At 34.6% G+C, this 12,191-nt stretch carries 13 protein-coding genes; 8 read left to right on the top strand and 5 right to left on the bottom strand.

Going from position 1 to position 12,191, the window contains the following annotated elements; translation table 11 throughout:
- The first annotated feature begins 37 nt into the window (after window positions 1-37).
- From UH1x_RS19080 to UH1x_RS19095, 4 genes are all read left to right on the top strand, one after another.
- Window positions 38-1,603, top strand: a complete 1,566-nt coding sequence (locus UH1x_RS19080; protein WP_482623612.1) for a carbohydrate-binding domain-containing protein — start codon at window positions 38-40, stop codon at window positions 1,601-1,603.
- A 96-nt stretch (window positions 1,604-1,699) separates the two neighbouring features.
- Window positions 1,700-2,491, top strand: a complete 792-nt coding sequence (locus tag UH1x_RS19085; protein ID WP_482623614.1) for a YHYH protein — start codon at window positions 1,700-1,702, stop codon at window positions 2,489-2,491.
- A gap of 5 nt (window positions 2,492-2,496) precedes the next feature.
- The gene (locus UH1x_RS19090; protein WP_482623616.1) at window positions 2,497-3,120 is read left to right on the top strand and encodes a toxin-antitoxin system YwqK family antitoxin; all 624 of its coding nucleotides are present in this window, start codon (window positions 2,497-2,499) and stop codon (window positions 3,118-3,120) included.
- On the top strand, window positions 3,117-3,791 hold the full coding sequence (locus UH1x_RS19095) for an SCO family protein (RefSeq protein WP_482623618.1): 675 nt from the start codon (window positions 3,117-3,119) through the stop codon (window positions 3,789-3,791). The genes UH1x_RS19090 and UH1x_RS19095 overlap by 4 nt, the downstream gene beginning before the upstream one ends.
- Before the next feature lie 75 nt (window positions 3,792-3,866).
- Here the strand turns inward: UH1x_RS19095 and UH1x_RS19100 are convergent, their stop codons facing one another.
- From UH1x_RS19100 to UH1x_RS19120, 5 genes are all read right to left on the bottom strand, one after another.
- The gene (locus UH1x_RS19100) at window positions 3,867-4,544 is read right to left on the bottom strand and encodes a type 1 glutamine amidotransferase domain-containing protein (protein ID WP_396634446.1); all 678 of its coding nucleotides are present in this window, start codon (window positions 4,542-4,544) and stop codon (window positions 3,867-3,869) included.
- A gap of 42 nt (window positions 4,545-4,586) precedes the next feature.
- Window positions 4,587-5,585 carry an NADP-dependent oxidoreductase gene (locus tag UH1x_RS19105; RefSeq protein WP_482623619.1) on the bottom strand — a complete coding sequence of 333 codons (999 nt, stop codon included), beginning with the start codon at window positions 5,583-5,585 and terminating at the stop codon, window positions 4,587-4,589.
- 233 nt (window positions 5,586-5,818) lie between these two features.
- Window positions 5,819-7,216, bottom strand: a complete 1,398-nt coding sequence (locus UH1x_RS19110) for an NAD-dependent succinate-semialdehyde dehydrogenase (protein WP_482623621.1) — start codon at window positions 7,214-7,216, stop codon at window positions 5,819-5,821.
- An 18-nt stretch (window positions 7,217-7,234) separates the two neighbouring features.
- Entirely contained in the window at window positions 7,235-7,975 is a 741-nt protein-coding gene (locus tag UH1x_RS19115; protein ID WP_396634443.1) for an SDR family oxidoreductase, read from the bottom strand.
- Window positions 7,976-8,196: 221 nt separating this feature from the next.
- Window positions 8,197-9,093, bottom strand: coding sequence for an AraC family transcriptional regulator (locus tag UH1x_RS19120; protein WP_482623623.1), 897 nt, complete (start codon window positions 9,091-9,093; stop codon window positions 8,197-8,199).
- Window positions 9,094-9,256: 163 nt separating this feature from the next.
- Between UH1x_RS19120 and UH1x_RS19125 the strand changes: the two genes are divergently transcribed.
- The 4 genes from UH1x_RS19125 (at window position 9,257) to UH1x_RS19140 (ending at window position 12,144) form a co-directional block, all read left to right on the top strand.
- Window positions 9,257-9,886, top strand: a complete 630-nt coding sequence (locus UH1x_RS19125; RefSeq protein WP_482623625.1) for an alpha-ketoglutarate-dependent dioxygenase AlkB family protein — start codon at window positions 9,257-9,259, stop codon at window positions 9,884-9,886.
- A 61-nt stretch (window positions 9,887-9,947) separates the two neighbouring features.
- On the top strand, window positions 9,948-10,247 hold the full coding sequence (locus UH1x_RS19130) for a putative quinol monooxygenase (protein WP_036154492.1): 300 nt from the start codon (window positions 9,948-9,950) through the stop codon (window positions 10,245-10,247).
- A 209-nt stretch (window positions 10,248-10,456) separates the two neighbouring features.
- On the top strand, window positions 10,457-11,116 hold the full coding sequence (nfsB, locus tag UH1x_RS19135) for an oxygen-insensitive NAD(P)H nitroreductase (RefSeq protein ID WP_482623627.1): 660 nt from the start codon (window positions 10,457-10,459) through the stop codon (window positions 11,114-11,116).
- A 20-nt stretch (window positions 11,117-11,136) separates the two neighbouring features.
- Window positions 11,137-12,144 (top strand): zinc-binding alcohol dehydrogenase family protein, encoded by a 1,008-nt coding sequence (locus tag UH1x_RS19140; RefSeq protein ID WP_482623629.1) that lies wholly within the window; start codon window positions 11,137-11,139, stop codon window positions 12,142-12,144.
- Window positions 12,145-12,191: the final 47 nt, after the last annotated feature.

Consider the following 12,191-nt stretch of genomic DNA (forward strand, 5'->3'; position numbering starts at 1 on the left):
TAAATATTAAATCAACAATCGATTAAATCTTAATATTATGAAGTATAGAGCATTTAAAACGGCGACGAGTTTCATATTAGCACTAGTAGTTTTTAGTTCTTGTAGTAGTGATGATAGTGAAAATGACATAGCAATATCCACGGAAGAAATAGAAATAACAAGTACTAATGCATCTGGTACGGCAGAAGGTGATACAGATAATACGGGTGCCGACGAAGATGATTTAGTAGAAAACGCCACTTTTACAAATACGGTTGAAATTGTATTTTCAGAAACATCTGTTACAATTACCAATCCGGTTCCAGATGATGTAGTTATTACACAAGACGGAGCAGATGTTACGGTTAGTTCCACTATTTCAGAAGTAGCCTATGAAGTTTCAGGGACCACTACAGACGGAATGTTAAAAATGTACAGCGATAAAAAATTTAAATTATCACTTACCGATTTAAGTATTACAAATAATGATGGTCCTGCAATAAACATTCAATCATCAAAAACCATTTTCGTGTTATTAGAGGGTACAAACAATCTAATCGATGCTGCTAGTTATAGTGATATCCCAGATGATGAAGATGCCAAAGCTACATTCTTTAGTGAAGGTCAATTGGTTTTCTCTGGAACAGGTACTCTTAATGTTGCCGGTAACTATAAACATGGTATTGCAAGTGATGATTACATCAGGGTTATTAGCGGTACAATTACGGTGTCTGAAGCTGCATCAGATGGAATGCATACTAATGATTATATCATAGTCGATGGAGGTACGATCAATATAAATGCAAGCAGTGATGGTATGGATTGTGAAGAAGGTTATATCATCATTAATTCCGGTACGTTTAATATAAATGCTATAGATGATGGAATCGTTGCTTCTTACGATATTGATGATGAAGATGAACCAGATGATTCAATTACTCCTAATTTAACAATAAATGGTGGTGAGTTTACCATTACAACTTCTGAAGGAGAAGGAATGGAAGCCAAAGGTATGATGACCATAAATGATGGTACTATAAATATTGATGCTTATGATGACGGACTCAATGCTATTGGAACCTTATACATCAATGGGGGTAATACTTTTGTAAAAAGCACACTTAACGATGCCATAGATAGTAATGAAGGTATAACGATTACCGGTGGTACTACAATTGCCATATCCGTTAGAACAGACGAACCTGATGGAAGCTTTGATACAGATGATAATCTATTTAAGGTTACAGGTGGTACTATTTTAGGTTTAGCTTTAAACACTTCTTTTCCTACAGAAAGTGCAAGTACTCAAAACACCGTAATTTTTGATGGTATAAGTGCCAATACTTTATTGAACATTCAATCAGAAGATGGTACTGAAGCCTTAACATATGAAGTTCCTTATCGTGTAAACACCATTATATATTCCAATGCAAAATTAGAGACAGGAGAAACATATATAATCTATACAGGAGGTACCGTGAGTAACGGTTCTGAAAGCAACGGGCTATATACTTCAGGAACTTACAGTGGAGGAACGGATTCAGGTGATTTCTTTACCATTGATGGTACAGTGACTCAAATTGGAGGAGACCTAGGTCCACAAGGTGAGAATGGTGGTAGATAGATTAATCTAAAATAGTATCACAAATCAATACGATTTAATTAAGTAAAAAAACTCTTTATAGTCAGCGCTTAAAAATGCCCAAATAAACTAAATATTATGAGAAAAAATAGTTCCCAAAGTTTTTTATCCATTTCATTAGTAATAGCCCTTTCGTTTATAACCTTAGTAGCATGTAGTAGTGATAGTGTAGATGATGATGTTCTTGAAGATATTGTAAGTTCTGATAGTGAAGAGGAAGATGAAGAAATCGCTACTGAACTGCATGCTGCATATGCTGCTTTTAATACAGATGCAGTTACCATTTATTTAGACGGATCTGAGGTGGTCATTGAGACCACAGGTTTACCTAATCATGAAACTGTTTATTGGGGAGAGGGTAATTCTCTTTACAGAGAGGAAGATGATGTGGATAAAACCCCTAGCATTATGTCCAGCAATAATAATGCAACAACTATTCGTGTAGATGCTACTCCTAATTTAACGGGGAGCACTGTAGAAACAGAATTGAATACTATTGGTATAGCAGTAAGTGGTTCCTCAATTTTTAATGATCAAGAAGGTGGTGGGGCGTTAGACCAGGCTGCAGGTAGTTTAGACTGGACAGGTGCTCATATTGGTCCTGGAGTTTATCATTACCATTTAGAGCCTAAAGCTTTTACGGATGATGATGATAACCTAGTAGGTATATTATTGGATGGCATTTTTCTTTACGGAAGAAAATGTAGTGCAACCGGAGATTATCCTACGGATTTAGATGCTTCTGGCGGACATACTTCCACTACACAATATACAGATGGTGAAGAGGAATATCACTACCATATCATTAATGAGGTATATTCAACAACAGGTTCGTACTTGGCTTTTGCCGGTCCATACCAAGGATACTAATATTTATGAAATTCACTTCTCTTTATTTATTCGTTTCGCTTTTGTTCATTTCATTGAACAGCTGTAAACATGCACCTGAAACAACAGAAAATAAGGAAGAGCAATTGGTTATTGAAAATGTAACTAAGTTTAAGGAAGAATTAGAACTAAATCAATTAGAAGGTACATGGTATTATAAAAACTCACCTTATGATGGCTATTCATTAGCTTTACATGAGAATGGGCAACTGGCTGAAAAGGTGGGTTTTATTGAAGGAAAAAGACAAGGTGTTGTGCAAAGGTTTTCCGCAAGCGGCGTATTGCGGGTAGAGTATTATTATAAAGATAACAGAATAGAAGGCAGTTATAAATCATGGTGGGAAAATGGACAATTGGCACAAGATGCCATGTATGTTAATGGCAAAATGCATGGTAAGGAGAAAAAATGGTATCCAGACGGTCAATTGGCAAAAGAACGCAATTTAGTAAATGGACAAGAGGAGGGATTACAAAAAGCGTGGCTAAAAAACGGAACCTTGTATGTAAATTACGAAGCCAAAAACGGACGTATTTTTGGATTAAGAAGAGCCAATTCTTGCTATCAATTAGAAGATGAAGTTGTAATTAGATCAGAAAACGAATTATTATGAACAAGACAGTACTTTCTATAGTTGTTGTACTTCTTTTTGCTGCTTGTAAACAAACAGTAAAAAAAGAGAACATACAGGTTAAAGAGACCAGTAGGGTAGAGCACTTGCCTTATTATAATGATGAATCATTTACCCCACATTGGATAACTCCTAATACTGATGAAGAAAAACAATTTCACAAAATTCCTGATTTTAAGCTGGTAGATCAGTTAGGAGATACATTGACACAGAAGTCTTTCGAAAACCAAATTTATATTACTGATTTCTTTTTTACTACTTGCCCTGGTATTTGTCTTAAAATGACGAATAATATGACCAAAGTACAAGAAGCGTTTTTAGACAATGATGAAGTAGCTATTCTTTCACATTCAGTAACTCCTTCAATAGATTCGGTTTCCGTACTTAAAACTTATGCCGAAAAAAACGGAGTAATAGATTCTAAATGGCACTTAGTTACTGGTGATAAAAACGAAATTTACAATTTAGGAAGAAATGAATATTTTGTGGAAAATGATTTAGGTATTCCTAAGGATATTGACGATTTTCTACACACAGAAAACTTTCTGTTGATTGATAAAAATAAACATATACGCGGTATTTATAACGGACTCAACCGAGCTTCGATAGCGCAATTGATAACCGATGTTGAAGCATTATTAGAAGAAAGTTGATAGATTGATTAAGTAGTAAACATAAAAAGCCCGTAAACTATTGTTTACGGGCTTTTTTATTAAATATTCTAAATATTATTTCAAAGCTGCCAATAACTTCTCCGCAACCAATTCAGATGATGCAGGGTTTTGACCTGTAATTAAATTACCATCTTGGATTGCGTATGCTGCCCAATCTTCTTTTTTAGAATAGATTCCTCCATTTTCTTGTAACATGTCTTCTACTAAGAAAGGAACAACTTCTGTCAACTGTACAGCCGCTTCCTCACTATTTGTGAATCCGGTTACTTTCTTACCTTTTACTAAAGGATTTCCATCAGTTCCTTTAACACCTTTTAGGGCTGCAGGCGCGTGACATACAAATGCTACTGGTTTCGCTTGCTCATTAAATGTTTCGATCAATTTAATTGAGGTAGCATCGTTCGCTAAATCCCATAAAGGTCCGTGACCACCTGGGTAAAATACCGCATCAAAATCAGAAGCATTTACGTCTGCTAATTTCTTTGTATTGTTAATAACGCTTTGCGCATCTTTATCATCCTTATAACGCTTTGTATCTTTTGTCTGAGCGTCTTCAGAATCACTACTTGGATCAATTGGTGCTTGACCACCTTTTGGAGTAGCTACCGTAATCTCAGCGCCTTTGTCTAATAATGCGTAATACGGAGCGGCAAACTCTTCAATCCAAAATCCTGTTTTTTTTCCTGTGTCCCCTAATTCATCATGAGACGTTAATACAAATAATATTTTCATTGTTATTTTTTTTAAGTTATTAATTTATAGTTAATTAAATAGTTACACCTTAACTATCATTTTACCTTTATTCTTACCATCCATCATATCTAAGAATGCTTGTGGTGTATGCTCAAATCCTTCTACAATGGTTTCTTTGTACGTTAATTTACCTTCACCCAACCAAGTAGATAATTGCTTCATGGCTACAGGGAATTTGTCCGCATAATTAGAAACTATAAAACCTTGCATTAATGCACTATTCTTAACTAAGAATGGTTGTACAGCTACTGCCATTGGAATTTCTGTTTTATTATAAACTGATATAGCACCACAAATAATAATTCTTGCAAACTGATTGATATTGAAGAGAACAGCATCGGATATAGGTCCGCCTACATTATCAAAATAGATATCTACACCGTTAGGGGCTGCTTCTTTTATGGCAGCTTGCATATCTTTAGTGGTTTTGTAGTTGATACCATGGTCAAAACCAAATTCAGATTTTAGCATATCAATCTTTTCATCCGTACCGGCAATACCAATAACATTTAAGCCGAGAATTTTACCTATCTGACCCACAACACTACCAACGGCACCTGCAGCACCAGATACTACTAAAGTTTCCCCTTTTTTAGGCTTCCCAATTTCGTGAAGACCTAAAAAAGCTGTTAAGCCCGTCATGCCGACGATACCTAAATATGCACTAAGTGGAGCCTTACTTTTATCTATTTTTTGCAAACCTTCACCTGTTGAAACTTGCTTTTCTTTCCATTGCAATAATCCTGATACAAAGTCTCCTTTACTGAAATTACTATTTTTAGACTCAACTACTTCCGCAACAACCCCAGAGCTTATGGGCTCATCTAAATTAAATGGAGGTACATATGACTTCGCATCGCTCATACGACCTCTTAAATATGGATCGACAGAAATATATTTGGCTTCTAACAATAGTTGACCTTCAGAAATGCTGGGATTTACGTCAGTTTCAACAAATTCAAAGTCAGAAAGGGTAGGAGTACCTACCGGACGTTTTTTTAAATTAATGGACTTATTCATAAGTTATTATTTAAATTCTATTCTAAATTATTGTCAAAGAGATATGTGATTACAAATGCTATTATAGGTATACTTTGCTATAACACATATCACATTTTTAATCCATTTCTTTTTAGACACTTCAAAGATATTACAAAAAAGAATGAACATTCATTTTTTAACGAAAGTTTATAAAAAACATAGTTATACCATATAAAAAGGGCAGTCATTTGACTGCCCCTTTTTAAGTTCTTTTATTTATCATCCACTATAATGATGGACTTCACATTTACGAACTCTTTCATCCCGAAACCGCCATGTTCACGTCCATAACCAGAGTCTTTTACTCCGCCAAATGGCATACTTGGTTCTGCCAATCCGAAGGAGTTTATAAATACCATTCCCGTGTCAAAATGTTTTTCTGCTAGTTCTGTAGCCTTTTCAACATCTTTGGAAAATATTCCGCCACCAAGACCAAATCTACTATCATTGGCAATACGCATAGCATCTTCGTCGTCTTTCGCTTTTATCAAAGAAGCAACGGGTCCAAATAACTCATCGTCGTAAGCGGGTTGACCTGGTTTTACATTACTTAGTACGGTAGTAGGGTAGAAGTAACCTTCCCCTTCAGGAATTTTTCCTCCGCACAATACATCGGCTCCATTTTCCACACTTTCCTGTACTTGCTCGTGAATTTTATCCCTAAGATCTTCACGCGCCATAGGTCCTAATTCGGTATCTTCATTTTTAGGATTACCAACTTTTAGAGCATCCATCGCTTTCACAAACTTTTCCTTAAACTCATCATATACTTTTTCCGTAGCGATAAATCTCTTTGCGGCAATACAAGTTTCTCCGTTGTTATAGATACGCCCCATTACACTTTTTTCTACAGCTAAATCTATATCTGCATCATCAAGTACCAAATAGGCATCATTGCTACCTAATTCCAATACTGTTTTCTTTAATTGTGCACCGGCTTTTTCTCCAATTTTTTCTCCAGCTACAGGGCTACCGGTTAAGGTAACACCACGTACCAATTTATGCTCTATTATAGCATTAGATTGCTCGTGCTCAATCACCATGACATTGAAAAGACCTTCTGGTAAACCTGCCGTATCAAAAATTGATTTCAATAACTTAGCTGTTCCTGTTACGTTCGATGCATGCTTTAGTAAAATACTATTACCCGCCATCAAGTTTACTATCGTATATCGTAATACCTGATAGCTTGGGTAATTCCATGGCTGTATTCCATATATAATCCCAATAGGGGAATAGGTAATTATTCCTCTACCGTTGTCTAATTTACGTTCTTCGCTTTTTAAAAATTCTGGTGCATTCTCTGCAGAATAATTACAGATGGAAGTACATAAATCTACTTCATGATTGCTCTGTGAAAGCAATTTACCCATTTCATCGGTCATTAACTCAGCAAGTTCTTTCTTGTAATTCTGAAGCTCTTTACCTATCGATTTAATAATCTCGCCGCGCTCTTCAATAGATTTTGTTTTCCATTTTAAAAACGCTTTGTGAGACTGTTGAATGCTTTCTTCAACCTGTTCATCTGTCATGTAGGTGTGTGAAGCAATCTCTTTGCCCGTTGTGGGATTTATTGTCTTGAATGTATCTTGTTTTGTTGTCGTTGACATATTTTTTTATTTAAATTATTATTGTTGCTCACTTGGTACCAAGTAAACGTCATTGATATTAACTCTTTCAGGCTGGGTTAATACATAGAAAATAGAATTCGCGATATCTTCGGCTTCTAAGGTTTCCATTTTCTGCATTTCTTTCATTTTCTCCTTAATATCTTCATCTGAAATGGTGCTCGTTAAGTTAGTGGCCACAGCACCTGGTTCAATAGATGTAATATTGATGCCATATTTAGGTGCCAATTCTTGACGAAGCCCTTCTGAAAACATTTTTACTGCAGATTTTGTAGCACAGTACACTGCTCCACCAGGAAAATATCTATTTGCCGCCATGGAAGAAATATTAATAATGTTTCCACCTTTATTTTCTTTTAACGCAGGTAAAACTGCTGCTACACCGTTTAAAACACCTTTAATATTGACATCCACCATTTTGTCCCATTCATCTGTTTTCAACTTTTCAACAAATGATAAAGGCATTAATCCGGCATTATTTACCAAACCAGATACTTTGCCGTATTCTTGCTTGGTTTTTGAAACCACTTTTTCAAAGTCATCCTTTTTGGTTACATCACCTGGCACGACCAAAGCTTGACCTCCATTTTTTACGATGTCAGATTTAAGGTCGTTCAATTCATCTTCACTACGTGCCATTAACACTACTTTGGCACCGTTTTCAGCTAGTTTTACTGCAGTTGCTTTACCAATTCCACTAGATGCGCCAGTTATAATTATTACTTTATCTTCTAAATTCATTGCGTCTTTTTTTAATTTCAAACTAAATTACGCTGAATGAAAGATGTCTTTTGACTAGATTAAAATAAGAATTGACGGAAAAGGAAACGAACAAATATTTACCGTATGTGAGTTAAAAAAACGGAGAATGTCATATCCTAATAATGCACATTAGAACAAAATATATGCCTTAGCGAAAAAAGTAAATAGTGCCTTTGTAGTGAAGTTTAAAAAATAATTATTTAAGCACTTATGGTAGATGTACAAGATGCTCTTTTTAATAACATGTATTCTCCTTTATTTTTAAAATCACGAATAGATGAACCTGTATAGCGCTTAAAGGTTTTTGAAAGGTGACTTACATCTGTAAAACCTAAATCATCTGCTATTTGGGTCAAGGTATAGTCTGAATTTAGCAGGCGAATTTCTACAAGCTTTAATTTTGCCTTAATGATATACTCTCTTAAAGACATGCTCACTTGCTTTTTAAAATATTCACTAACATAAGTGGGTGACATCATAAAAACATCTGCCAAGTTCTCAACTTTTAACAATTCTGTCTTATGAATATTAGAATTTATATAAGCGAGCATTCTAGCGATTCTTTCATCAGAATTATTCTTTGATAATTCAAAGTAGCTACCCTTTTTTATATTACGGATCAGAATTTCCAGTATACAAGTCATTAAACTAGTCACTAAATTTATAGACTCTTCCCCATAATTTCTAGACTCTTGGAGTATCATTTCAATAAGGCTTTCAAGATAATTGCGGTCTAATTCGTTCTTAATGATATCACCTGGCAACTGATTATAATTTGACAAAATGTACGATGCCTCTTTAAACCACTCATTTCTATCAATAGTTATTCTATTCGCATTTTTAAAGAAAGAATCGGTAAACTTTAAAAAGACAAAACGTGTCGGTTTTTCAATGGCAAAAGAATGGCATTTTAAAGGCGGTAGCAAAAACATGCTATTTTTGCCGTAGGCGTAATCATTGTAGTTGATGCACTGGGTACCTTCTCCTTCCTTTATTAATACCAGCTCAAAAAAATTATTTTTAACAGGTCGTTGTTTCCAATCCGCCAGCTCAATTTCTTGTATTTCAAAAGGTTTATACGCTTCTAATACTTGCATTTTTAGGATAATTAAGTGATATATGAACGAAAATAGTGTAAAACAAATACTCGTTACAAATATTAACCTTTATTTATACCATTTAAACCTCTGTAACTACTTCATAATACTATCAAAGCCAGTATCTTTGTAATAATAGATGATTACTAGATGTTATTTTCAAATGGATTTATTTAATCAAACCAATTTGTTTTCAACGGAAGAAGTTCGTAAAACTACTTTTGATTTACCAGGAGCGGATATTACGTTGTTCGAAAATTTCTTCAGTATTGAAGAGAGTAACAAGCTGTATAAAAGTCTGCTTCATAATACGCCATGGCAGCAAGAACAAATTAGCATTCACGGTAAATTGGTAGATTACCCTAGGTTGACCGCTTGGTATGGAGATGTTGACAAAGACATTAAATACACGAATACAAAAAGTAAAATGCATTTATGGAATGATGATTTACTTTTCATTAAAGAACGTATAGAGAAGGAGGTAGCTATTAAATTTACACGCTGTTTGCTCAATTATTATCGCGACGGAAAAGATAGTGTAGACTGGCATCAAGATTATAAAGGAGAACAACGAAAAAATACGGTTATTGCTTCAATTACCTTTGGTGCAACCAGACCTTTTCAATTAAAACATGTATCAAGAACAGATTTAAAACGTGTAGATATCCCATTAGCAAATGGCAGTCTTTTATTGATGCAAGGCGCCACCCAAGAAAACTGGAAACATAAAATACCGAAGACCGCAAAACAGATTTCCCCAAGAATTAACCTAACCTTTAGGTGGATTGGTTAATTTATCCATCATCAATCTTTACTTTTATAGTTCTAACTTTAGAACCAATTTACAGCATCTTATGAAAAAATCGTATTTAACCTTAGTGGTACACATTTTAGTAAAAGAAGAATTTAGAGAAGAAATAAAAGCCGAATTGCTAAAACTTATTAGTCCCACTAGAGGAGAAGAAGGTTGTATTGCTTACGACTTACATCAAGATAACGATAACCCGAATCTATTTTTATTCCACGAGAAATGGGTGAATCAAGATTATTTGACCAAACATTCACAAAGTGATCACATTGCTGCCTATAGACTTGCCTCTAAAGATAAGCTTGAGAATGTTTCTGCTTATAAAATGACAGAGCTTACCAATTAGAATTGTAATTATAAAGGCTTAACATTAAATTAATGTATTAAAAACCGGTAATTTTACCTGTAACAAGCTTCTTTTGGCAATATTTTAAGATTTTACCACTTAAAAACCTCTATTTATACCTTATTCTCCTTTTTTTGTACTCTTACTTTAGTGTTTTGTGTATATATCTTTGTTTTAAAATAAGAATCAACGGTATTAAATATAAAAAGATGAATTTACAAGAAACATTAGATTGGAGATACACAACAAAAAAATACAATACAAGCAAGAAAATATCTGATGCAGATATGACTAAAGTCAAAAACTTGTTGAGAATGAGTCCTTCTAGTGTAAACCTTCAACCTTGGCATTTTATAGTTACCGAAACTGCAGAAGGTAAAGCACGTATAGCAAAAGGAACTCAAGGTTTTTTTAGCTTCAATGAGCCAAAAGTAACTAATGCCTCTGCTGTTGTATTGTTTTGTTCTAAAATTGATGCGAATGATGCATACTACCAGCACATTGCAGACACTCAAGATAAAGATGGAAGATTTCCTAATGAGGATATTAAAAATGGATTTTTAGGGGCTGTAAAAGCTTTTACAGGGATTCATAAATACGATTTAAAAGATTTACAGCACTGGATGGAAAAGCAAGTCTATCTTAACATTGGAAATTTTTTATTAGGCGTTGCAAGTTTAGGTATTGATGCTACACCCATGGAGGGTATTGATGTAAAAGCTTTAGATGAAGAATTCGGATTAAGAGAAAAAGGATTCACCTCTTTAGTTGCTGTTTCTTTAGGATATAGAGCGGAATCTGATTTCAACTCTCCTGATAAAACGCCAAAATCTAGATTAGCGGAAAGTGAAATTTTTACGATAATATAATTTTAAAAATTCTAATACAGATGAAAGCAATAGGATACAAAGAGAACCTTCCAATAGACAATATAAAGTCTTTGCAAGATGTAGAATTGGAAACTCCAAAAGCTACGGGAAGAGATATTTTAGTAGAAATAAAAGCAATTTCAGTAAATCCTGTAGATTATAAAATTAGATCCAATAGACCTTCTCCAGATGATAATTGGAGTGTAATTGGTTGGGATGCAACGGGAATTGTAACTGCTATTGGAGAAGATGTAACCTTGTTTAATGTAGGAGATGAAGTTTGGTATGCCGGTGATTTAACACGACAAGGAAGTAATGCCGAATATCAAGTTGTAGATGAGCGTATTGTGGGTAAAAAACCTTCAAGTTTATCTTATGCTGAAGCTGCTGCATTACCATTAACCACACTTACAGCCTATGAAATGTTGTTTGATCGATTAGAGGTATCTAAAGACGATGCCAATAAATCTATTTTGGTTATCGGTGCTGCCGGTGGTGTAGGTTCTATTTTGGTGCAATTGGCTAAAAAACTGACGAAGCTAAATATTATTGGGACGGCTTCTCGTGAAGAAACTACGTCTTGGTTAAAAGAATTAGGTGTAGACACGGTTATTAACCACAGAAATAAATTGAGCGAAGAGTTCGAGAAATACAATTTACCGGCTCCAGAATATGTAGTAAGCTTAAATGCTACGGAACACCACGTAGATGAAATTGCTAAACTGATAAAACCTCAAGGGAAATTCGGATTTATAGACGATCCAAAATCGCTAAATGTAATGCCTTTTAAAGGTAAAGCAGTTTCTACGCACATAGAGTTAATGTTTACACGCTCTATGTTTCAGACCGAAGATATGATAGAGCAGCATAACATTTTAAACAAAGCTTCTGAATTAATCGACAACGGAACTATTAGAACTACGTTAGGAGAAAATTTTGGAACTATAAACGCTGAAAATCTTAGAAAGGCGCATGCTTTTTTAGAAACGGGTAAAGCAAAAGGTAAAATTGTTTTAGAAGGATTTTAAACCCATTATCATAAATGTCACTTCGAGTGTTTTTATTGAGATAGCAT

The organism is Maribacter sp. UH1 (assembly GCF_056839145.1).